This window comes from Ruminococcus sp. (assembly GCF_017549005.1).
Lineage (GTDB): Bacteria > Bacillota > Clostridia > Oscillospirales > Ruminococcaceae > Ruminococcus.
The window spans coordinates 29,354-50,767 of the sequence record NZ_JAFYYT010000055.1; the positions used below are offsets into that span (position 1 = coordinate 29,354).

A 21,414-nucleotide genomic window follows, 5' to 3' on the forward strand; every position below is an offset into this window, starting at 1 on the left:
ATAATGTTCAGTTATAATGTTCAGTCCACAAATTCCATTGTGAAGAGTTTGGAGAGGATACTTCCTGCGTAGGACTTCATAAGTGCCACATATTCCGAGCCCTCAACGTCGCCGCCTATGCCGAGTATCTCGTATGTTACCTTGCCTTCGCGGAGCTTCTTGTGCAGCTCCCTGAAGCCGTTCCTGATATAGAACTGCCTGCGCTTGAGTCTTTCCTCATAGTTCTCCGACGACTCTTCAAGCTGCTCGATAGCGAGGAAAAGTCTGCGTCCCTTGTATATTTTCATGGCATTCTGCAATATAGCGCTGCCGATGCCCTTGCCGCGGCAGTCCTCGGAAACAGCAAGGTAAAAGACGTAGGAGAGGTCGCGGTAGTTGACGATATAAAGCATTCCTGCCCACTCGTCATTGCAGTGTATTGACCAGAAGTCCACGTTCTTTTTCTTGGCTTTCAGCACAAGCATGAGGAAGGGCGCCCGCTCGTCATCGGGGAAGGCTCTCATGTAAAGCTGCTTTATCTTGCGGAAATCAGGGCTTTTTGTTTTAAGCTTTGTGAAATTGAGTTTCATGGCGTACCTCCTGTTCAGCTGTTTTCTATGCAGTAGCACACCTCGCCCTCAGGGAAGATGCCCTGCTGTCTGAAACGTTCGACGTTATCAGTTCTTTTCATTGCGGACTTTTCAAGCACACGTCCCGACTTCTTGTTTTCAGCGCGGTGATAGGCTTCAAGTCTGCGAAAATCCGTTGTTGCGAATATCTCCGAAATAACTGCGGAAAGAGCTTCCCCTGCATAGCCGTGTCCCTGAAAGGCTGAGCCGATGCAGTATTCTATCTCTGCGGTGCGGATATCCTCATATACGCGGCAGAAGGCTATCTGTCCGATGTTCTGACCGCTTTCCTTTTCAATGACAGCCCACCTGTAAAAGCTTTCACTTTCGTATCCGCTGATGTATTTGTCAAGAAGCCCCTTTGCTTCTGCGGCGTCAGAGTATACAGGCTCGCCGTATTCGTTCTGAACCGACGGGTCAGACGCCCAGTTGCGGAGCATATCATCGAGGTCCTTTGCTTCAAATCTTCGCAGCAGGAGCCTCGGAGTATCTATAGTATGAGTGCCGCTGTGCTGCATGATAAAGACCTCCCTTACCGGTTTATAGTATAATTATAACATATAAATGTTAACAATTCAAGCAATCGCGGAATGATAGCGGCGTAAAAATCAATTAAGCCGCGAACATGGCAGGCGCTTGACGTATTGCTGCTCATATTGTATAATTAAAATGATATGATGAAAAGGAGCTATAAACATGATACAGGACATTTATCCAAGCAGACTTGACAACAGCTTTCGCAGGATAACTCCCGCGGACTGTCCGGGAAAGAGTATTGCCGTGTGCTTCAAGGACGGCAGGATACTTGCCGACACAAGCGGCAGGGATGTGATATTTCCGCGTGTTTCGGAGGTTTCGGTCAATGCGGAGATGATATATCTTTTTGCGGTGGACGACGAGAAGTTCTTCCTTGTGCGCGGTAATGAGGACACAAAGGTGAAAAACGGCAGCTTCGGCTATTATACCACCCGTGAACTGAGAGACAAGTGCAGGGGAAAGTACCTTTTTGCGGCTTTCACGGCTTTTCACCTTGCAAAGTGGTATGATGACAACAGATTCTGCGGAAAATGCGGCGGAAAAACAGGCTGCGATGACGCGGAAAGAGCTCTTGTGTGCGCGGACTGCGGAAACAAGGTCTACCCGAGGATAAATCCTGCGGTTATCGTTGGAGTAACCAAAGGGGACATGATACTTATAACACGCTACAGGAGGGGATTTGCCCACAATGCCCTTATCGCAGGCTTTACGGAGATAGGCGAGACTCTCGAACAGACCGTACAGAGAGAGGTAATGGAAGAGGCAGGACTGCACGTGAAGAATATACGTTATTACAAGTCCCAGCCCTGGGGAATGGCTTCCGACCTGCTTGTGGGATTTTACTGCGACGTTGACGGCAGCGATACCATAAAAATGGACGAGTCCGAGCTTAAATACGCGGAATGGGTAAGCAGGAAGGACATTGAGCTGCAGCCGTATGAGCATAGTCTGACCAATGAGATGATGAAGCTCTTTAAAGAAGGAGGAAGCTGCTGAAAAAGCGGCTTCTTTTTTGTTATGTAAAAAACTGTGTATTATGCAATGATATAACCAACAAAAGCCTATACATCAACTTTAACAGCGATTTTATCAATTTTATGATTTTCGGTTGACTTTTTTGGTGGAAAATGTTATAATATATGTGTGTGATATAGTCAGAGAATTATTCGATCTTTTTTCACAGGGGGGTGGAAATATGTTTGCGAATACTGATCTCAGACTCGGTACCTATATGCCTGTTGGCGATATTATAGTATTATCCTTGTGCCTGGTTATGAGTATATTGATAAGACAGACTCACATCGGAAAAGAAAAGACAGGCTTTCATATCATTATGCATATCCTTTCATTTGCATTTGTTGCAGCAGTGGCAAACATTCTTTTCCAGACTCATATGCAGAAGGAAGAACTGAACATTCCTTATATATACATAATAAGGATCATTCATCATGTTCTTTTCATGCTCATAATGATCTTCTACATAAGGTACATACAGGGCTGCTTATGGATACCTACAAAAGGAAACAAGAAGGTCAGGATACTAATAGTTGTTTCAGTGGTATTAACAGTTATTCTTGATGTTCTGGCTTCATACTTCAAAATCGGATTCTACATAGATAAGGATCATGATTATAATGCAGGTCTGGACATTTTTGAAGTAATGTACCTGATATTTATGATAAATATCGTTTATCTGCTCATAAAGTTCAGAAAACGCCTGCTTATGAAGATATTTACGGGAATCGTCAGTGTGCTGGTCATATCGAATCTGCTTCTTGTCATACAGGCTTTCAACAAGCAGATATCGTATACATCTATCTGCTGTTTCCTGCCTATAGTCAGCATTATCTTCTTTTTCCACTCCAATCCGTTCAGTATTGATACGGGTGCTGTCTCGGGAGAATTCTTTGCGGAAGAGATCAAGGAGAATCTCGCAAAGGGAAACGAAATGGTCATTATGTGCTGTCATATGCCGGGTTTCTCCTCAAAGATAACTAAATCTGCTGAGCTTAGAACGGAATTTTACGAATTTTTCCGCAATAACGTCAAAAAGGCTATACTTTACAGCTTCCCGAACGACAGCTTCGTAATGACGATAGTAAAGCAGAAAAACACTGAGACTGATAAGCTCGTCAGCAAAATGCTGGACGATTTCAGAAAGAGCCACGAAATTTTCAATATTGATTACAAGATAATCATCATGGAGTCCTCCGACATAATTACAAATGTCAGCGATTATCATAACATAATCGACTATACCGACATGAAAATGCCGTTTAACTCAATTGAGCGGGTTACTCCCGATGATATAAAGGACTACTACGACAAGCACTATATTCTTAGCGAGCTTGAGGATATAGCAGCTAAAAAAGATCCCTTCGACCGCCGTGTGCTGGTCTACTGTCAGCCTGTTTACAACCTCAACACAGGTCAGTACGATACAGCCGAAGCGCTCATGCGCCTGAAACTGGACAAAACGGGAATGGTTTTTCCTGACCAGTTCATACCGCTGGCAGAGCAGTTCAACCTCATACACAACCTGAGTATGATAATCCTCAACAAGACCTGCTTTGCGCTGCGAGGCCTTCTCAACGAGGGATATATAGTGAAGCGTATTTCCGTTAACTTCTCGGCTATCGACCTGAGATACGATTCGTTCTGCGACGAGGTCAAGGGCATAATCGAGAGAAACGGCATAGAATACGGAAAAATAGCCGTCGAGATCACCGAGAGCCGGAGCGACGCGGACTTCAATCTTATGAAGCAGCGTGTTATCCAGCTTCAGGATCTGGGAATAAAGTTCTATCTTGACGATTTCGGAACAGGTTATTCAAACTTTGAGCGTATCATGGAAATTCCTTTCGATATCATCAAGTTTGACCGTTCGCTGCTGATAGAGTCGCTGAAAAACGCCTCATCGCAGTACATGGTAAAGACCTTTGCCAATATGTTCCACGACCTCAAGTACTCCATACTTTTCGAGGGCGTCGAGAACGAGCATGACGAGAACCGCTGCAAGCTCATGATGGCGCAGTATCTGCAGGGCTACAAGTATTCAAAGCCCATACCTATAGAAGAACTAAGGAAATTTCTTCTTCATGCATAATTTATAAAGAGAGCGATAAGAATGTCTTATCGCTCTCTTTATATTTTTTTTGTGTCTTTTGCAGTAAAAGGAGAAAAAATCATTGACCTTATTGTCAAAATATGATATGATATTAGATATAAATAAGTCTCTCTGAGGAGGAGATAACAAAATGAGCAAGAGCAAGAAAATAGTGAAACGTATCGTGATCCTGCTGGTTATACTCTTTATAATCGGCGGCATAGTGATGTTTGTGAGAAGCGCTATCCGCGGAGCAACACAGAACATAGTGATGCGCTCCGATACCTGCGGTTTCGTGAAGCGTCAGGACCTTACGAGCTATGCAAGCTTTTCGGGACAGATATCCAGCAGCGACAAGCTGATGGTGACAGCTGACCCTACGCTGAAAGTAAGCAAGCTCAATGTAAAGGTGGGCGACAACGTCAAGGCAGGGGACATTCTCTGTGAATTCGACAGTAAGAAGCTCCAGGAAAAGTACGATAAAATGGTGAAGAACAGCGAAAAGGCACAGGGGGCTTCACAGCACAGCCACGACCTTATCGTAAGGAGCTACAACAAGGCAAAGACCGAAAGGGATTCAATGATATCCAAGGCAAAGTCTACATATGATACAGCCGTTTCAAAGCGGGACAGCGCCTATGAAACATACAACAAAATGATAGACGAGTACAACAAGCTGTACAGCTTACAGATAGACGCATACAACGCATGGGCAAATGCCGCTGATAACGACCCTGACAAGGATTACAAGAGGCAGGTCCTTGATGATATTTCCAAGGAGTTCGTTGTTTCCGAGAAGGAGCTCAAGGCTCTTGAGGAAAGCCTCCCCGAGCTTGATTCCGCTGTCAGCGCAGCAAATGAAGCATACAATACAGCTGTTGAAACCGGCGACGAGCTCCTGCAGAAAGCACAGGACGCTCTTGACGATGAGAAGTACTCTCTTGACGACGACTCCGATGACAGTCAGATAGAGGAGCTTCGCGAGAGAATAGAAAAATGTACGGTCAGAGCCGAAAGGGACGGAGTCGTTACCGAGCTCAATATTTCCGAGGGAAGCGTTCCCGAGTCGGGAAATATCATGACTATCGAGAATACTGCCGATCTTATCGTTGCAGGTAAGGTCAGCGAGGCTGATATCCTCAAGGTAAACGAGGGTATGGAAGCCGAGATAAAGACAAGCGCTACCGAGGACAGGATAATCAGGGGCAGGATAAAGCGTATCGAGAAGATAATCTCCTCAGGTCAGGCAAAGTACGATCAGGGCGGATATACCGTTGAGGTAAGCGTAGAGGAAAAGGACAGCGGCCTTCTCATAGGAATGTCCGCAAGCGTCAAGATAATCCTCGACAAGCGCGAGAACGTCCTCAGCGTTCCGTATAACGCTGTCCGCGGCGGCGAGAACGAGGGATATTTCATTTACGTGGCAACTCCCCAGGAGAACGATATGTACAGCATATCAAAGCGTAAGGTATCAAAGGGCTTTGAGGGCGATTTCTACACAGAGATAATATCGGGCTACGTCAACGACGGAGATATCGTACTTACTGATCCTATGGGCGTATCCGACGGCGATATTATCCCGCTCAGCGTCCCCGAGGAGTAATGCCGATGAAGACGATCATCTCTATGCACGGGATAATAAAGAAGTTCTACATCGGAATGCCCAATGAGCTTGAGATACTTCACGGTCTCAACTTCAAGATAAATGAGGGAGAGTTCGCGTCGATAGTAGGACCTTCGGGTTCGGGAAAGAGTACGCTGATGAACATTATCGGAGCTCTCGACCGCCCTACAGAGGGAATATATATGCTCAACGGCATAGATGTGGCTCAGCTCAACGATTCCGAGCTCAGTGCCATAAGGAACAAGGAGATAGGCTTCGTTTTCCAGAACTTCAACCTTGTTTCCCGTACAAATGCCATAGAAAACGTTGAGCTCCCCATGCTCTATGCGGGAGTCGGCAGGAGAGAGCGCAGACGCCGCGCTGAAAAACTGCTGGAAATGGTGGAAATGAGCGACAGAGCTACCCATAACCCAAACGAGCTTTCAGGCGGTCAGAAGCAGAGGATAGCCATTGCGAGAGCTCTTGCAAATTCACCGTCCATAATACTTGCGGACGAGCCGACAGGCGCCCTTGATTCCGTAACGGGACACATGGTAATGGATATATTCCATAAGCTCCACAGGGAGGAGCACAAGACCATCGTCCTCATCACTCACAGCAAGGAGCTTGCTTCCGAAACTGACAGGATAATCACCCTGAAGGACGGAAGGATAGTATCGGATACGGGAAAGGCAGGTGGCGAAAATGTTCTTCTTTGAAAATATACGTCTCGCCATTGCGTCTCTCAGGTCCAATAAAATGAGAGCCATACTTACCATGCTCGGCATAATCATAGGCATAAGCGCGGTAATAACCATTACAACTCTCGGAAACTCGCTGAAAAAGACGCTTTCCAATTCTTTCAACAAGCTTGGCGGTCAGACATTTGATGTTGAATACCGTTTCAGGTATGAAGAAAATGAGGGTGAAGACGGCATTGCCATGTACAGACCCATGACTGATGACGACTACATAACCGATGATATGCTCAAGGAGCTTGAAGAGCTCTATCCCGGCAGATACCTTGTCAGCCGCTCCACCGAGCTCGGCGTCGGAAAGGCAAAGAACAAGAAGGGCGATAAGCTCAATGTCACCATAAGCGGCGTGACAGAGGGATATATGAAGGCTGATAATCTCAGCAAGATACTCAGAGGAAGAACTATAAACGATGACGACGACAACGGAAAGAAACACGCGATAGTGGTTTCCGATGTCTTTGTAAAGCAGTACTTCGGCTACGACGACGCCAATGCTGTGGGAAGCGATATAAGTGTAGACATCGAGGGCATATGCGATACCGATTTCACCATCGTGGGAGTATACAAATACCCGAAGATATACGAAAAGTATCAGCAGTCCACTTCCAACTTCATGGACAGGGAAACCCCCGTGATGATACCATACAGCACCGCCAAAAAGATATCACACTCTCTCACTGACGACGGACGGGAGTGGTATATGACCTTCGTGCTGAATGATAATTCAGTGGACAGGGCTAAGGCGGTAAGTGACGCTGAAAAATTCTTCAAGGAAAAGTACAGGAACAACAAGTACTGGGGTACCAAAATATACGACCCTCAGAACGAGCTCGGCATAGTGAACAAGGTGCTGAACATTGTCACGCTGGTAATATCTGTAATTGCTGCTATATCGCTTCTTGTAGGCGGTATCGGAGTTATGAACATCATGCTTGTAAGCATTACTGAGAGAACACGCGAGATAGGCGTAAGAAAGGCTCTCGGAGCTAAAAAGCGCCATATCAAGACCCAGTTCATCGTCGAGGCTATAATTCTCTGTCTCATAGGCGGAATAATAGGCGTTCTTCTCGGAATATTCAACGGATACCTCATAGGATATATTGCAAGGTACGCTTTGGGTCAGATGCCCGAGTATCAGGACTTCGTTGCCCTTTCGGTGCAGCCCTCGCTCAATGCGATACTGCTGTCACTGGGATTTTCAATGCTTATCGGAGTATTCTTCGGAAGCTATCCTGCCGGAAAGGCTGCAAAGCTCGACCCTATCGAGGCGCTCAGATACGAATAATATCATTTTATCAAAAAAGCCGATGTCTTATAAAGACATCGGCTTTGATCATTTTTTTATGCGTACAAAATAGGATTCGTCGTCCTCGTGGTGGATATAACCGCCGTTTTTCATCATAGCCCTGAGAGAGGCGGGATTGTCTTTGTGTACTCTCAGGTATATCTCGTCCTCGGGAACCACCTTCCGTGCGATATCGACTATAAGTCCGAGCCCCTCAGTCCCGAATCCCTTACCGCGGTATTCAGGAGCGATATAATATCCGATATGACCTGCACCGTTTTCAAGGGACTCGCAGAGATAGTGCCTCAGGTCGAGTTTCCCGACTATAGTATCGTCGTTCCACAGGAAATAAGATGTCATGGGAACGTAGCCCTCGGGCAGCATTTCTCCCCGCGAGTTGGCTATGATAATATCAAGAGCAATTTTGAAGCCATGGCGGTTCACGCCGTGGTATTCGTTTATATAGCCGTTCTCGTCCATAGGTATATCACGGACGAAAAGGAACTCCTTTTCAAAGTCGTCAGTGTTTGCAGGTTTAAGATAAAGCATGGTATCTCCTTATACATTTTTAATTATGCCGCTAAATGCAAGTATCTCAGCCATGTGAGCTTTAACATTTTCCTTGTATTCGACAGAGCAAAGTCCGAGATGACCACAGCAGCTTATTTCCATGTGTCCGTAGAAATGCTCGATAGTACCTATTATTTTATCGCATTCCTTCATATTGGGACCTGTCCTCAGGGCGACGGAATAGCCTTTTTTGCCGCTCCTGAGGCTTGCATGGGGTTCATGGGTATTGCACCAGGGCGTACATCTGTCGATAAACGCCTTGAACTGTGCAGGTACGTCCGCCCAGTAGGAGGGAGCGACGCAGACAATGATATCAGCGTTTTCAAACTCTGCGATGATATCGTCGAAGCCGTCTTTCTGAACACATTCAGCGGTCATGGGGCAGCTCCTGCATCCCCGGCAGAAGCCGAATGAATAGTCGCTGATACAGACAGCTTTGGTCTGAAACTTTTCGCTCAGCTCACGGTAAATGATATTTACGATCTCCGCAGTAGCGCCGTTGCGAACGGGACTGCAGTTTATAACAAGAGCCTTCATATCCAAAACTCCCAATTCGCTATAAATTAATCGTATTTTACCATACAATTACGAAAATGTCAAGAAAAAATCACTTCCGAGAGCACGGAAGTGACATTTTCTTATTGTGAGCTTATAAAACTCATCGGGTCGACGAACTTGCCGTCATGAGTAAGTTCGATATGCAGATGAGGAGCTATACTGCTTTCGATATCCGCAGTTTCACCCACGCAGCCAATTAAGCTGCCGCGTTCCACCTTGTCACCCTGCTTAACGGCAAGGTCTGCTCCGAGTCCGCAGTATTTTGAGATATAGCCGTTATTGTGGTCGATAGTTACCGAAACGCCCCAGAGCGGATCATTAGCAACGTCTTTAACTTCTCCGTCGGCGATGGCGCAGACATTGGCACCGACCTCCGCAGCGATATCAGTACCGTTATGGGTCTGCCATGTGCCTGTGGTAGTGTTTTTTACAAGCTCCCCGTTGCTGAAGTCACCGAGGACAGAGCTGATATCCGAAAGGGGAGATACGGCTCCCGACAGATCGGCAGCTGCGGGCTGCACCTGTTCTGCGAAGCTGTTTTCGCTGAAGGGAGCGTCAACGCTTATTTCCGCAGCAGGCAGTGTCTGAGGCGGTATTTCCGTTATGCTCGGAGCAGTCACCGCAGTTGTCACAGTATATGCATGAGCGGCGGTAGTTTTGGGTATGTTGGTAACGCGCCTGTCAACGGGAGCTTCATGCACGATGCTGTTTTTTTCGGCAGGGGGCTTCACCTGGGTTATCCTGTCACCCTGTTTATGAGCGAAAAGGCAGGCAGCACCTATCATAACGGCGCTTATGCCGAGTGCGGCATAGAAGCCTTTTGAGCCTTTTCCGTAGTACTTATCGGTCAGTTCATTTTTCTTCACACTAACACCTCCGACCATATTATTGACATATCATCGGATTTTATACGCAGTAACAAGTAATTAGTGATTAGTGATTAGTGATTAGCAGCAGACGCCTTTCACGGCGTTTCATGTAGGGGGTGATGTTATCTGCCCGAACCATTTTTTGTAGGGGCTTTTTATATCAAAAATAGGAACGCCGATACGGCGTTCCCAAATAATATCTAATCACTTATTACTGATCACTAAAAACTTCAATATCAGTTATTGTCGGGTTCCTGTGAGACCTCGGGAGATAAACTGCTTGTATCTGTTGAAGACGCAGGCGGAAGTGTTGCAACAGGAGCAGCTGTCCACGGTTCGGTCGCCTGAGTCGGCGGCTCTGTGGGCTGAGTCCACGGCTGCTGATAAACGGTGGTGGTCCCGGGTTCTGTCTGCTGCTGGATAACCGCTGTAGTTGCCGTAGTTTCAGTAGTCTGAGCAGTGGTCGTCGTTGTAGTCGTAGTGGTTGAAAGCACAGGGCGCACCTCGTCGGGGAGCTTCGGCTTTGTTGGCCCAACGCCGTGAAGTCCGTAGCACTCCTGATAAGCGAGAAGAATGTCCCTTATCATATATTTTGAGTATTCACCGTGTTCAACAACGCCTGCAAAGGCGATCTCGGGATCGTCTGCGGGAGCAAATCCGATGAAGAATGAGTTCTGATCGAGAACGTTTGCGCCGACCTGAGGAGTACCCGTTTTTATAGCCACATCGAAGCCGAGGTTGGTAAGCGAATACCTGGCAGGCATACTGCGCGAAGCGTCTATCATACCGCCAACGATATAGTCATAGAGGTCCGGAGTATTCAGCTCTATCTGATTAGCGACCACAGGTTCGGTCTTTCTGATGAGCTGACGTGAGCCGTAGGTGTAATAACTGTCAACGATATATGGCTGATATCTCACGCCGCGGTTTCCGATAGTGCTTGCTGCAACAGCCATTTGCAGGGGAGTCATACCGCAGTCCTGGTTACCGATACCGGCCTGTATAACGCAGCCGATCACCCATTCCTGACCGTGTTCTTCAAAGGTCTCGGGGTTACAGAGATATCCCTCTGCGTCGCCTGTTTCAATGCCCGTATGGGAGCCGAGACCGTACATTTTGGCGTATTTAGTGATATTGTCGATACCGAGCAGACGCGACAGCTCATAGAAATAGCAGTTGCACGATACTTCGATAGCGCGTCTCATGGTAATATTTCCATGGGTGCCCGTACAGGAGTAATGTCCGCCGTAGAACCAGTAGTCGTGACCGCAGAACAGAGGAGTTCCGCCTGTTACAACGCCCTCGTTGAGACCAGCCGTAGCGGTAATGGTCTTGAAGGTGGAACCCGGACGGTACAGACCGTAGGTGCAGCGGTTTACAAGGGGAGAATCCTCAGCCTGTAAGAAATACTCGTAATTCTCAACGTAATCCTTGAGGTTGTAGGTGGGAGCTGTAGCCATGCCCTTTACCGCGCCGGTTTTTGCGTCAAGTACGCATACAGCGCCGCATTTGCCCTTGAGAAGGCTTGGCATGGGGTTGATAGCAGGGAATGTATAGTTGAGGAAGTTATCGAGGATATCCTGCAATTTCAGCTGAAAAGCGCCGTCAACGGTGAGCTTTACTGTCTCGCCCGAGGTAGCCTCGGCAATAGTCTTAACGTCGCGTACAACTCCGTCCTTAACGGCTATCTGTTCCTCGCCGTTGAGACCGCGGAGGGGAGTTTCCATAGCGTATTCGATACCGCTTTTTCCGAGGGTATCGTTGTAGCTGTAGCCCTTTGACTTGAGCTCGTCATATTCCTCGGCGTAGATAGGACCTACAGTGCCTATCTCGTGTGGGAGGATATCGCCGCGGACGACTTTTCTTTCGGAAGCGTCCACAGCTTCGATACCGCGGTAGTAATTGCCGAGCTCCTTGAGCTCAACTACAGTTTTCTGGTCGACGTTCTTGGCAAGGAGAAGATCGTTTGTATAAGAGAAGTCCTTGTCTATCATCTGATATCGCATACCTGCGATGATACGTTTTTCCTCCGTGGTATATTCGTCGGATATCTCATAATCGGATATGAGCTTGTCTATGCAGTTATCCGCAGTAGCGTAAACGTTCAGGTTAAGGTCCGATATCAGCTCTGAAACATCTACCTTTGTGAAGTAATATGGCTGTTCAAAGGAAACAGGTATGCTTTCCTCGAATTTGTAGCCGTGCTCCCCGAGAGCCCTGTATATACCGAGGAGTATCCTGTTGCCCTCCTGAAGATCGGTAGGGAAGAAAGCCATTTGAAGTACGAGATCGGTACGGGCGTCATTTGTAACGATGGTATTTCCGCTGAAGTCGATTATCTCTCCGCGGGTAGCCTTTATGCCCTTTTTATAGGTGAGGGTTCCGGGCTCGTACTGCGTGGGAGTTTCTATAGATTCGTCGCCCATTACCTGTATCTTCATGAGCCTCAGTGAACTAAGAAGCGAAAGTGAAACGACGAGCAATATTATAATGATAGATTTGAGATTTTCCGCAAATCCTTTCAAAGGTCTGCCTCCTTTATGATTATGACCGCCACCTGAGTGTGGTACACATACAAACCGCTGTATGCGTACCACACTCAGGTGCGGTCTGAAATGTCATCTTCTGTTTTCGGGCTGAATATTCGTATTGAAAGCTTCCTCGATGGTAAGGTGTTCTTTCGGCATGAGCAGTCGGTTCACGAGCTTCAGCACAAGATAAATAAAGACCGCTGAAATAACAGTGTAGATCCAGACTCTCAGCGAAACCCTGACGAATATGCGGCTGACGTTTTCGTAGCCCCACATCTGATAGTAGAACTTATAGTCCAGTCTGCACTGTATGTATGAAACAACGGCGGTTATTATCATAAAATTGATAAATCGGTCTCTCAGATAAAGCTCAAAAACGAGATTTGCGGCAATGCAGAAAAACGCAAGTATCACCGCATTGTATCCGAAGAGCTTACCGCAGCTTATATCAATAAGAAAGCCGCACATGGCTCCCGTAACTGCCGAGCCGTAGATATTGTTGTTTACAGCGATCCCTATAGCAAGCGGAACAAGGAGTATAGGCTTGTAAAGGGTGCCCGAGGTCATGATGATGAAGCTCAGGAAAATGAGCAGATAGTACACTATCCACCGAAGAGAGGTCTTGATGCGGAGTATATTCTGCTCGCGGGTAGTTCTAATCCTCATCTTCTTCTGCCTCTTCCTCTGCCTCTTCTTCTTCCTCATCCTGATGCTTGCCGCTGAAATCGGTTATAACGATAACAGAGGTAAGACGGGCAACGTCCACGCATGGCTGTATCTCAGCGCATACGGAAAGGCCGTTTGAATCGAAGCCTGTTTCTATGATAGTGCCTATGGGGTAGTCTTTAGGGAAAATACCGCTTGAACCTGCGGTTATCATAAGGTCTCCGCGCTTGAGCTTGTTCTTTTTAGGTACGTGTACCAGTTTTGTATGACCGTTCTCAGAGGAAAGCACATTGCCCTCGATGATACCCTGGTCCGCATTTGAAGCGGAAGCAACGGCAGCTACCGAAAGATCGGGGGAGAGAATAGTTCTCACTGTGGAAACGTGCTTTGAGACCTCTACGGTAATTCCCACAAGTCCCTCAGATGTTACAACGGGGCAGTAGGTGAGAATACCGTCTTCCGAGCCCTTGTCGATAGTAAAGGACTTGAAAGGGTCGTTGGTGACATAGCCCAGTACCTTGCAGGGTTGAGAGAGCTGATAGTCCTCGTGATCCTGCTTTATGGTGACGAACTTTCTGAGCTCTTCCACCTCAGCCTTTATGGCGTCGTATTCCGTAAGCTGAGCGTTGAGCTCGCCGATCTGTTTTCTGAGCTTTTCGTTTTCCTCGAAATAGCTGTCCGCGTTCTTGAGCTTGTCCACGGTATGCTCCATTTTCATGCTTATACCGTTTGAAGCGGCGCGGAAAGGTTTTGTGATGGTATTGATGAAAGAAGCTCCCGAAACGGAATAGCCGCCCTTAGTGACGGCATAGACCATTATTCCCACAAGAAAGGCGAGAAAAGCAAGCAGAACCTTGAATCTGGTGCTTTTTATGAAATCGCGCATGGAGCTCCCCCTTAATAGTACTTGACGTTTTCGGTGAGAGCGTCCTGATAATCGTTGATATTCTCAAGTATTTTGCCTGTACCCTCTGCAACGCAGTCAAGGGGGTATTCTGCGATATAAACCGGCATACCCGTTTCACGGTTTATGAGCTTGTCCAGTCCGCGCAGAAGGGCTCCGCCGCCCGAAAGTGTAATGCCGTGGTCGATTATATCGGCTGAAAGCTCAGGCGGAGTTTCCTCAAGAGTGGACTTTATGGCGTCGATAACTCTTGAAAGGGGCTCAACGAGAGCGTCGCGTATCTCCGCAGAGGTGACTGTAACGTTCTCGGGAAGTCCGTTGAGGAGATTCCTTCCCTTTATTTCCTGTGATTCTTCCTTTTCGCTTGGGAAAGCCGAGCCGATATCGAGCTTGATATTCTCGGCAGTTCTTTCGCCTATGAGAAGATTATATTTTTTCTTGATATAGTTGATGATAGCGGCGTCGAATTCGTCGCCTGCACATCTTACCGAGCGTGAAGCGACTATGCCGCCCATTGAAATAACAGCGACTTCACTTGTACCGCCGCCGATATCCACTATCATGCTACCTGCCGCTTCATTGGTGGGGAGACCTGCGCCGATAGCCGCAGCCATAGGTTCCTCTATGATAAGGACGTTGTTGGCGCCTGCCTTTTTGCAGGATTCGCGGACAGCACGTCTTTCAACGGCGGTAACGCCCGAGGGAATACAGATGATAACGTTTGCCTTTGTGAAAAAAGTACCCTTCAGAGCTTTTTTTATAAATTCCTGAAGCATGGTGGTAGCAATGTCGAAATCGGCAATAACGCCGTCTTTAAGAGGTCTAACGGCGACTATCGAGCCGGGGGTACGGCCGATGACGTCCTTTGCCTCCTTACCCACATAGCGGCATTTATCCGTTCTGGTATTTACAGCAACAACGGAGGGCTCTCTTATTATTATACCCTTTCCTCTCATATATACGAGAGTATTAGCAGTGCCGAGGTCAATGCCAATATCTTTTGTAAACATTATGCAGCTCCTTAAATGCAATGATTCTTTGTATACACATATTTATATTATATCACCAACGGGAAATATGTACAAGATTTTTCTCCGAGAAATTCCCAAGTACGCAAATTTTGGTACAATACGGAAACTAATGGACCCGCAGGCATTAAAAAACTGTCGAAAAGGACGGGATAAACGATTATTTATCGGGAACTACCTTGGGAGCAGTCTTGATATATGCATATATTGCGATGATTATGCAGATTATCTGTGCCACATTGATATTGAAAGTAAAGCCGAATGTGATGCTGAAGAGCTCCATAGAGAACGTGCTGGGAGAGAGGCTTATTCCCCTTGAATAGCCGAGCCATGCAAACGAACCTGATGAAACGTTTCCGATAACTCCTCCGAGAATGCAGGCACAAATAAAGAGAAGCAGAAAATAGAGTGTCTTTTTCATAAATAATATCTCCAATCTTTTGTTTGATATGATCTATTAAATTCCCGATGAACCGAAGCCGCCGTTTCCGCGCTCTGTTTCCGAGAGCTGGTCGCTGACCTCGATATCGGGCATTAATATACGTGTTGGTATCATCTGAGCTACGCGCATTCCGTGCTCAACGGTAAAGGGCTCTTTACCGTGATTTATAAGCGGGACGAACCATGCGCCGCGGTAATCGCTGTCGACAACTCCCACGCAGTTTGCAAGGGATACTCCGTACTTTGACGAAAGTCCCGAGCGGGGATAGATAAGGAGAGCGATATCGTCGGAATCAGGCTCCGCCGTGATACCTATGGGTATCATTTTTATCTCCCCTGGGGCGAGCACAACAGGAGCTTCAAGGCAGGCGCAAAGGTCAAGGCCTGCGCTCCCGGGAGTAGCCCGTGAGGGGATAACAGCCCGTGGATCGAGCTTTTTGAAGGTGAGTTTCATGTTGAGATACCTCTGTAGTAAAGTCCGCGGGTGATATTGCCCTGCGGTTTGCGTCCGCTGAGAGCGGCGCGTGTACTGTCGGCGTCCTCGTCCGAAAGACAGACGACGCCGTAGCTTATGCCGTGTATTTCGCCGAGCCTGTCAAGCATACAAAGCCTGTCGGCATTGAGTATCTCCGCGTAGTTCTCCGAGCATACGACAGGGAACTCCCTGCCTGTGCGGTCGATGAGCTTTTTCGTGCATTTTCCGCATCCGACTTCGTTCCTTATGGGGCAGTTCCTTGTGAGCATGAGCGGCAGTCTGCCGTATATGACAGCTCCTATGGGAAGCTCCGAGCGTACTGCGGCTATCTGCGGAAGAGTTGCTTCCACCGAGAAAACGCAGTCCTCAAGCCCGAGACCGCGGAGGTATTCCGCGCTGAAGGAGTTGAAAACGTTGAGAGTAAAGCTGCCGTGAAGCTTAAAACCGAGCTTTCTGCCGATAGCTATGCAGTCGGGAGTGTGGCAGTAAAGCCTTGAAAGTCCCTTTGTTTTCAGCACGTTGAGCTTTTCCACAAGCTTGTCTTCATCGGTTATGAAGCGGGGCGGCGAAATAATTATTTTATTTATATCCACGCTGCCGAGCATATCATCGCCGAGCAGCCCGATCGGAACTATAACGTACTCCGACAGCTCTGCTGCAGCCACTGCCTGTTCGGCGGTGCGGCAGAATGTGCGGAGCTTCAGCTCTCCGTCGGTATTGCCGCTGTGAAAGCTGCCAATATCGGGAGTATAGTCCGTTATGGTATATTCAGGCGTATTTTTTGCAGTGATCGCAGCTGTCAGCTTTTCCGTGACCTTACGGCGAAGCTCGTTGAGCTTTCCTGCCGGGACAATAAGTCCCTCACCGATGTCCGCGGTTAGTTTTCCGAGGCTGAATACCGTGTCTCCCAGCTTTGAGAGCTGTTTTTCGAGAGCAGCCATGTCAGTAGGGCGGTTCAGAGCCTTTTCGGGAGCTTCTCCTGTTGCGGAAGCCGATATGCTGCCGCATTCCGCAGTTATCACAACAGGCTGTCCTGATTTTATCACTGCATGGATATCAATAGTATAAGCTTTCCGCTCAAAGCGGTAGAGCTCATGTATCTTCGGTATCAGTTCATGGGCGGAAATAACGTCGTCCTTTTCACGGACTCCGAACATATCCTGCCTTTTGCCTGTAAAATAGCCGTCCGTGAAGCCGCTTCGCGAGAAAACTCCGCGCAGGAGCTTCATATCGGGAGCATTGCCATCAAGCGAGGCTTTCAGCTCGTGTACTGCGGAAGCCACATATTCGGGGCGCTTCATGCGTCCCTCGATCTTGAAGGAATCAACTCCCATATCCGCGAGCTCACGGGCATTTGGGAGCAGCGAAAGGTCTTTCAGCGAAAGCGCAGCTCTGTCCTTATTGCCGACGGCAGAAAATGGAAGCCGGCAGGCTTGTCCGCAGCAGCCGCGGTTGGCGGAGCGCGAGCCTATCATTGCCGACATATAGCATTGTCCCGAGACTGACATACACAGCGCACCGTGTACGAATATCTCGGTCTCGATACCGACCTTGCATATACGGGAAATAGTTTCCTTGTCAAGTTCACGTGCAGGGACTACTCTTGCGTATCCGAGGTCGCGGAGCAGTGAAGCTCCTGCGGCTGTATGCACCGACATCTGCGTAGAACCGTGAAGTACGGCGTCAGGTACGCAGCGGCGGATAAGCTCTGCACAGCCCCAGTCCTGAACAATGAAAGCGTCAACGCCGTTTTGGGCGGCAGCCTTTATGTACTCGCAGAAATCGGCAGCTTCATCGTCTGATATCACCGTATTTACAGCAAGATCGAGCATTGCTCCGTATCTGTGGCAGAAAGCGGCGGCTTCCTTTATCTCGTCAAGTGAAAAGTTCGCGGCGCTGCTTCGCGCAGAATAGCGCTTTCCGCCTATGTACACAGCCTGAGCGCCTGACCTGAGAGCCGCACGGAGAGTTTCCATGCTGCCTGCCGGAGCGAGTATCTCGGTTTTATTCATCAAATGCTGTCGCTGAGCTGCTTGAGCTTGACCATATTTTCAAGCTGAGTTATCTTGGACTTGAGAACTTCTATCTCCTTCTGAGCAGCGTCGCGCTCAATACGTGTCCTGCCTGCCTCGTCCACGTACTCCTTAGTCTGGTCGCGGATATTGTCAAGGCGCTGATTAGCCTTGTTGAGGTCGTCGAGGAGAGCCATGGCAACCATTATAGAAGCTGCATAAGGCGAAGAACCGCTTGCTGCGGTTATCTCGTTGATCTTGGTCTCGAGTGCTCTTGCGAGTGCATAAACGTAGTTCGGAGCTTCGGCAGTTTTTATCTTGTACTCCTTACCACATATTATGACCTTAACTTCATTAAGCATTTATATCGTCCTTTCCGTGGCGTATTATTAACCACTCTACATTATACACTATTTCTCGCAAAAAGGGAAGTGTTTTTTGAAAAAAATTAATTTTTAGTGAGCAGTTCATGTTTTGTGGGCTGCTTTTGGCAGTCCGAAGCATATTGCTTTTGTATGGGCTGTATCTGTGGGTCCGATTGTTTATAGAGCTTTAACCTTTATATGCTATTGCGTCGATTTGAAAGAGGATACCTTCTCTGATAAAATCGGTCGTGTAAGCTTTTCTTGTGGGATATCTGCCGTTAAAATGCTTTTTTATTACGTCGGGAAGGTAATTCAGGTCGCTGATATTTCTGAACAGGCAGTCCATTTTTACAACCGAATCCAGTCCTAAACCGGCCAATGCAAGTCTGCTTTTCAGTGTATCGAATGCACCGTTTATCTGTTCTTCTATTGGCCGACCTTCATTTCCCATGCAATATCCGACGAAAACGTAGTCGCCGGCCTCGATAACAGTTGAATCAGCCCAGAACTCGTCTGCTTCAAGTCTTTTTATATTTTCCATCTTAATTATCAACTCTCAGTTCTCATTTTACGGAACGCCGTGGGCGGCGTCCCCTACATGGTTCAATAGGAGCCTGCGGTTTATGTATCGGAATTATTCTTCTTATTTCTTATTGCGGAGACAACAGCAGCAATCAGAAATCCCACAAAAGCTCCAAGTGAGAACGTACCGATGAAAAACATGGGAAACCCTATAGAATATTTCGAGGTGATATTCAAACCTGCTTCACATACAACATAGATAGCAGCAGTGATACAAAGCAGTATTATCTTTGTCTTTCTGCTTAATTTAATTAAGACTGTTAATAATGCAGCGACAATTAATGCAGCGACGGCTCCGCCCAAAAAAATATATAATGAATTCGATTCAAAAAGCTCCTGTACGATAGGTAAATATTGCATAGTTAAAATCTCCTTAATTATTTCAAATGTTTGAATGACAACTGCGGCGGTTCAGTAGTAGCGTTTGAGACCGATGACCTTGCCGAGAACTTCCACCTCGTCCACGATTATGGGCTCCATAGTGTCGTTTTCGGGCTGGAGGCGGTAGTGATCCTTTTCCTTGTAGAAGGTCTTTACGGTAGCGTCCTCGTGACCGATGAAAGCAACGACGATATCACCGTTTTCCGCGTAGCTCACGCGCTTGACTATGACAATGTCGCCGTCGAGAATACCTGCGTTTATCATGCTTTCGCCCCGTATCTTCAGGGCAAAGAGCTCCTGCGGGTCTACGCCCGGAGCTTCAAAGCCGATATATCCCGTGATATCCTGAACGGCTGTTATAGGCTGTCCTGCGGTGACTGTACCCATAACAGGAACGGAAGTAGTTCCGCTGTTCGGCAGTCGGAGAGTGCGGTTGAGATTGCCTGTTTTTTCTATGAGTCCCTCACGGACGAGAGTTTCGATGTATCTGTGGGCAGTTGATGTTGACCTGAAGCCCATAGCGTCCATTATCTCCCTGACGGAGGGGGACATTCCGTCGCTCAGACGGGACTTTATATAGTTGAAAACAGCTATTTCCTTGTCTTTCAGCATATTTTTACTCCTTTGCAAGCTTTTCCAGTATCATTTTTGCTATCTTGTAGGCGTCGCCGCAGCCGAGGGTAATGACCAGGTCGCCCGACTGTGCGTGTTCGCAGATATAATCGCATATCTGTGCGAAGTTGGCGTATTTGCGCTCGTCCGTCCATTCAGCGGACTCGTCCTGCGGGAACCATATGCAGTCCGGTATCTTTTCCGCAAGGTGACGGGTGAAGATACCATAGGTGTTCTTCTCGCGGCTTCCCATGATATCGGTGAGCACGGCGTGGTCTGGTATCTGGAGGACCCTTGCGAAATCGTCAAGGAGCAGCTTTGTACGGGAGAAGGTGAAGGGCTGGAAAACTGCCCATACGTGGCTGAAGTTCATTTCCATAGCCGCATTGAGGGTAGCTTCGAGCTCTGTAGGGTGGTGAGCATAGTCGTCCACAACGGTTATGCCCTTTTCAAAGCCCAACTTTTCAAAGCGGCGCTTGGCTCCGCGGAAGTCCTCAAGACCTTTCTGAATGAACTTGAAATCAACACCCACATAGCGTGAAGCAGCCACAGCCGCAAGAGAATTGAGGACATTGTGTATGCCTGCAACGTGGAGAGTTATTGTTCCGAGCTTTTCGCCCCTGTACATAGCGTCGTAGGTGGTGAGGAGCCCGTTTTCGTGCTTCACGTTCACGGGATAGTAGTCGCAGGAGCTGTCCTTGCCGAAGGTTATTATCTCCTTGCCTGTTATACCCTCCAGGGACTTCATGGAATTTGCGTCCGAGCCGTTGACGATTATGCACTTTGAGGTGTTTTCGTTGAATTTATGGAAGGACCTGATGATATTTTCAAGAGTTCCGAAGTAGTCAAGGTGATCGGCGTCGATGTTGAGTATAACGGATATATCGGGGAAGAATTTAAGGAAGTGGTCCTCGAATTCGCAGGATTCGCAGACCATTATATCGCTTTTGCCTGCAACTCCGCTTCCGCCGATGCAGGGGAGCTTTCCGCCGATATACGCGGAGAGGTCAACGCCTGCGGTAAAGAGTATCTGAGTGATCATGGAGGTAGTCGATGTCTTTCCGTGAGTTCCCGAAACGCATATAGCGTTGTCGTACCAGCTCGTTACGATACCGAGGAGGTCTGCACGTTCAAGAACCGGGACTCCGCTTGCTTTTGCTGCCATGAGCTCGGGGTTGTCAGCCATTATAGCGGCTGTATGGACGATAAGATCGGCTCCCTCGATATTTTCGGCTCTCTGACCGATGAAAACGGGTATGCCCATTTTTCTTACAGCGTCGAGGGTCTCGGTCTCGTTATTGTCCGAGCCTGTGAGATAGTATCCCTGAGAGTGGAGTATCTGCGCGAGAGGGTACATTCCCGAGCCTCCGATCCCGATGAAATGAATGTGCTTTTTGCCTTTTAAGATGTTGATATCCAAAATGATCACCTTTCCTGAATAAATGATATAAAAACGGGACAGACCCGAATATCGCTGTTTGTCCGGCATATGAAAAAATGCCGCGGATAATTGTTATATTATT

Annotated in this window: 22 protein-coding genes; 5 read left to right on the top strand and 17 right to left on the bottom strand. The window is 47.7% G+C overall.

Features of this window, described 5'->3' with window-relative positions:
• Nucleotides 1-20: 20 nt before the first annotated feature.
• Nucleotides 21-569 carry a GNAT family N-acetyltransferase gene (locus IKW96_RS13680; RefSeq protein WP_296576074.1) on the bottom strand — a complete coding sequence of 183 codons (549 nt, stop codon included), beginning with the start codon at nt 567-569 and terminating at the stop codon, nt 21-23.
• Nucleotides 570-583: 14 nt separating this feature from the next.
• Nucleotides 584-1,126: a GNAT family N-acetyltransferase gene (locus IKW96_RS13685; protein WP_296576078.1), complete on the bottom strand. Its 543-nt coding sequence runs from the start codon at nt 1,124-1,126 to the stop codon at nt 584-586.
• Between the two features lie 178 nt (nt 1,127-1,304).
• Between IKW96_RS13685 and nudC the strand changes: the two genes are divergently transcribed.
• The 5 genes from nudC (at nt 1,305) to IKW96_RS13710 (ending at nt 7,897) form a co-directional block, all read left to right on the top strand.
• On the top strand, nt 1,305-2,141 hold the full coding sequence (nudC, locus tag IKW96_RS13690; RefSeq protein ID WP_296576083.1) for an NAD(+) diphosphatase: 837 nt from the start codon (nt 1,305-1,307) through the stop codon (nt 2,139-2,141).
• 199 nt (nt 2,142-2,340) lie between these two features.
• Nucleotides 2,341-4,251 (top strand): EAL domain-containing protein, encoded by a 1,911-nt coding sequence (locus IKW96_RS13695; protein ID WP_296576085.1) that lies wholly within the window; start codon nt 2,341-2,343, stop codon nt 4,249-4,251.
• 151 nt (nt 4,252-4,402) lie between these two features.
• Complete coding sequence (locus tag IKW96_RS13700; protein ID WP_296576089.1) at nt 4,403-5,854, top strand: efflux RND transporter periplasmic adaptor subunit; 1,452 nt, start codon at nt 4,403-4,405, stop codon at nt 5,852-5,854.
• Between the two features lie 5 nt (nt 5,855-5,859).
• Nucleotides 5,860-6,573, top strand: coding sequence for an ABC transporter ATP-binding protein (locus tag IKW96_RS13705; RefSeq protein ID WP_296576092.1), 714 nt, complete (start codon nt 5,860-5,862; stop codon nt 6,571-6,573).
• A complete protein-coding gene (locus tag IKW96_RS13710; RefSeq protein ID WP_296576097.1) occupies nt 6,560-7,897 on the top strand; it encodes an ABC transporter permease in 1,338 nt (445 codons plus the stop codon). Before IKW96_RS13705 ends, IKW96_RS13710 begins: the two co-directional genes overlap by 14 nt.
• A gap of 48 nt (nt 7,898-7,945) precedes the next feature.
• Here the strand turns inward: IKW96_RS13710 and IKW96_RS13715 are convergent, their stop codons facing one another.
• From IKW96_RS13715 to murC, 15 genes are all read right to left on the bottom strand, one after another.
• On the bottom strand, nt 7,946-8,446 hold the full coding sequence (locus IKW96_RS13715; protein WP_296576102.1) for a GNAT family N-acetyltransferase: 501 nt from the start codon (nt 8,444-8,446) through the stop codon (nt 7,946-7,948).
• Nucleotides 8,447-8,455: 9 nt separating this feature from the next.
• Nucleotides 8,456-9,004 (bottom strand): flavodoxin family protein, encoded by a 549-nt coding sequence (locus IKW96_RS13720; RefSeq protein WP_296576105.1) that lies wholly within the window; start codon nt 9,002-9,004, stop codon nt 8,456-8,458.
• Nucleotides 9,005-9,105: 101 nt separating this feature from the next.
• Complete coding sequence (locus IKW96_RS13725; RefSeq protein ID WP_296576107.1) at nt 9,106-9,891, bottom strand: M23 family metallopeptidase; 786 nt, start codon at nt 9,889-9,891, stop codon at nt 9,106-9,108.
• A 239-nt stretch (nt 9,892-10,130) separates the two neighbouring features.
• Entirely contained in the window at nt 10,131-12,419 is a 2,289-nt protein-coding gene (locus tag IKW96_RS13730; protein WP_296576110.1) for a penicillin-binding transpeptidase domain-containing protein, read from the bottom strand.
• A 93-nt stretch (nt 12,420-12,512) separates the two neighbouring features.
• Entirely contained in the window at nt 12,513-13,091 is a 579-nt protein-coding gene (locus IKW96_RS13735; RefSeq protein WP_296576112.1) for a hypothetical protein, read from the bottom strand.
• Nucleotides 13,081-13,977, bottom strand: a complete 897-nt coding sequence (gene mreC / locus IKW96_RS13740) for a rod shape-determining protein MreC (protein WP_296576115.1) — start codon at nt 13,975-13,977, stop codon at nt 13,081-13,083. Before mreC ends, IKW96_RS13735 begins: the two co-directional genes overlap by 11 nt.
• Before the next feature lie 11 nt (nt 13,978-13,988).
• Entirely contained in the window at nt 13,989-15,005 is a 1,017-nt protein-coding gene (locus IKW96_RS13745) for a rod shape-determining protein (RefSeq protein ID WP_296576118.1), read from the bottom strand.
• 178 nt (nt 15,006-15,183) lie between these two features.
• Nucleotides 15,184-15,444 carry a DUF4321 domain-containing protein gene (locus IKW96_RS13750; protein ID WP_296576120.1) on the bottom strand — a complete coding sequence of 87 codons (261 nt, stop codon included), beginning with the start codon at nt 15,442-15,444 and terminating at the stop codon, nt 15,184-15,186.
• A 36-nt stretch (nt 15,445-15,480) separates the two neighbouring features.
• The gene (gene dut / locus IKW96_RS13755) at nt 15,481-15,918 is read right to left on the bottom strand and encodes a dUTP diphosphatase (protein ID WP_296576123.1); all 438 of its coding nucleotides are present in this window, start codon (nt 15,916-15,918) and stop codon (nt 15,481-15,483) included.
• Nucleotides 15,915-17,951 (bottom strand): U32 family peptidase, encoded by a 2,037-nt coding sequence (locus IKW96_RS13760; RefSeq protein ID WP_296576126.1) that lies wholly within the window; start codon nt 17,949-17,951, stop codon nt 15,915-15,917. The genes dut and IKW96_RS13760 overlap by 4 nt, the downstream gene beginning before the upstream one ends.
• Nucleotides 17,951-18,313 carry a cell division protein ZapA gene (locus IKW96_RS13765; protein WP_294752151.1) on the bottom strand — a complete coding sequence of 121 codons (363 nt, stop codon included), beginning with the start codon at nt 18,311-18,313 and terminating at the stop codon, nt 17,951-17,953. The genes IKW96_RS13760 and IKW96_RS13765 overlap by 1 nt, the downstream gene beginning before the upstream one ends.
• Before the next feature lie 190 nt (nt 18,314-18,503).
• Nucleotides 18,504-18,857, bottom strand: a complete 354-nt coding sequence (locus IKW96_RS13770; protein WP_296576130.1) for a RidA family protein — start codon at nt 18,855-18,857, stop codon at nt 18,504-18,506.
• 80 nt (nt 18,858-18,937) lie between these two features.
• The gene (locus tag IKW96_RS13775) at nt 18,938-19,258 is read right to left on the bottom strand and encodes a hypothetical protein (protein WP_296576133.1); all 321 of its coding nucleotides are present in this window, start codon (nt 19,256-19,258) and stop codon (nt 18,938-18,940) included.
• 51 nt (nt 19,259-19,309) lie between these two features.
• Nucleotides 19,310-19,891, bottom strand: coding sequence for a transcriptional repressor LexA (gene lexA, locus IKW96_RS13780; protein ID WP_296576135.1), 582 nt, complete (start codon nt 19,889-19,891; stop codon nt 19,310-19,312).
• Between the two features lie 4 nt (nt 19,892-19,895).
• Nucleotides 19,896-21,311, bottom strand: coding sequence for a UDP-N-acetylmuramate--L-alanine ligase (gene murC / locus IKW96_RS13785; protein WP_296576137.1), 1,416 nt, complete (start codon nt 21,309-21,311; stop codon nt 19,896-19,898).
• Between the last annotated feature and the right edge of the window lie 103 nt (nt 21,312-21,414).

Bases quoted from the DNA above. Each gene is read 5' to 3' on its own strand.
- IKW96_RS13680 (WP_296576074.1), bottom strand. From the start codon at position 569: ATGAAACTCAATTTCACAAAGCTTAAAACAAAAAGCCCTGATTTCCGC.
- IKW96_RS13685 (WP_296576078.1), bottom strand. From the start codon at position 1,126: ATGCAGCACAGCGGCACTCATACTATAGATACTCCGAGGCTCCTGCTG.
- nudC (WP_296576083.1), top strand. From the start codon at position 1,305: ATGATACAGGACATTTATCCAAGCAGACTTGACAACAGCTTTCGCAGG.
- IKW96_RS13695 (WP_296576085.1), top strand. From the start codon at position 2,341: ATGTTTGCGAATACTGATCTCAGACTCGGTACCTATATGCCTGTTGGC.
- IKW96_RS13700 (WP_296576089.1), top strand. From the start codon at position 4,403: ATGAGCAAGAGCAAGAAAATAGTGAAACGTATCGTGATCCTGCTGGTT.
- IKW96_RS13705 (WP_296576092.1), top strand. From the start codon at position 5,860: ATGAAGACGATCATCTCTATGCACGGGATAATAAAGAAGTTCTACATC.
- IKW96_RS13710 (WP_296576097.1), top strand. From the start codon at position 6,560: ATGTTCTTCTTTGAAAATATACGTCTCGCCATTGCGTCTCTCAGGTCC.
- IKW96_RS13715 (WP_296576102.1), bottom strand. From the start codon at position 8,446: ATGCTTTATCTTAAACCTGCAAACACTGACGACTTTGAAAAGGAGTTC.
- IKW96_RS13720 (WP_296576105.1), bottom strand. From the start codon at position 9,004: ATGAAGGCTCTTGTTATAAACTGCAGTCCCGTTCGCAACGGCGCTACT.
- IKW96_RS13735 (WP_296576112.1), bottom strand. From the start codon at position 13,091: ATGAGGATTAGAACTACCCGCGAGCAGAATATACTCCGCATCAAGACC.
- mreC (WP_296576115.1), bottom strand. From the start codon at position 13,977: ATGCGCGATTTCATAAAAAGCACCAGATTCAAGGTTCTGCTTGCTTTT.
- IKW96_RS13745 (WP_296576118.1), bottom strand. From the start codon at position 15,005: ATGTTTACAAAAGATATTGGCATTGACCTCGGCACTGCTAATACTCTC.
- IKW96_RS13750 (WP_296576120.1), bottom strand. From the start codon at position 15,444: ATGAAAAAGACACTCTATTTTCTGCTTCTCTTTATTTGTGCCTGCATT.
- dut (WP_296576123.1), bottom strand. From the start codon at position 15,918: ATGAAACTCACCTTCAAAAAGCTCGATCCACGGGCTGTTATCCCCTCA.
- IKW96_RS13760 (WP_296576126.1), bottom strand. From the start codon at position 17,951: ATGAATAAAACCGAGATACTCGCTCCGGCAGGCAGCATGGAAACTCTC.
- IKW96_RS13765 (WP_294752151.1), bottom strand. From the start codon at position 18,313: ATGCTTAATGAAGTTAAGGTCATAATATGTGGTAAGGAGTACAAGATA.
- IKW96_RS13770 (WP_296576130.1), bottom strand. From the start codon at position 18,857: ATGGAAAATATAAAAAGACTTGAAGCAGACGAGTTCTGGGCTGATTCA.
- IKW96_RS13775 (WP_296576133.1), bottom strand. From the start codon at position 19,258: ATGCAATATTTACCTATCGTACAGGAGCTTTTTGAATCGAATTCATTA.
- lexA (WP_296576135.1), bottom strand. From the start codon at position 19,891: ATGCTGAAAGACAAGGAAATAGCTGTTTTCAACTATATAAAGTCCCGT.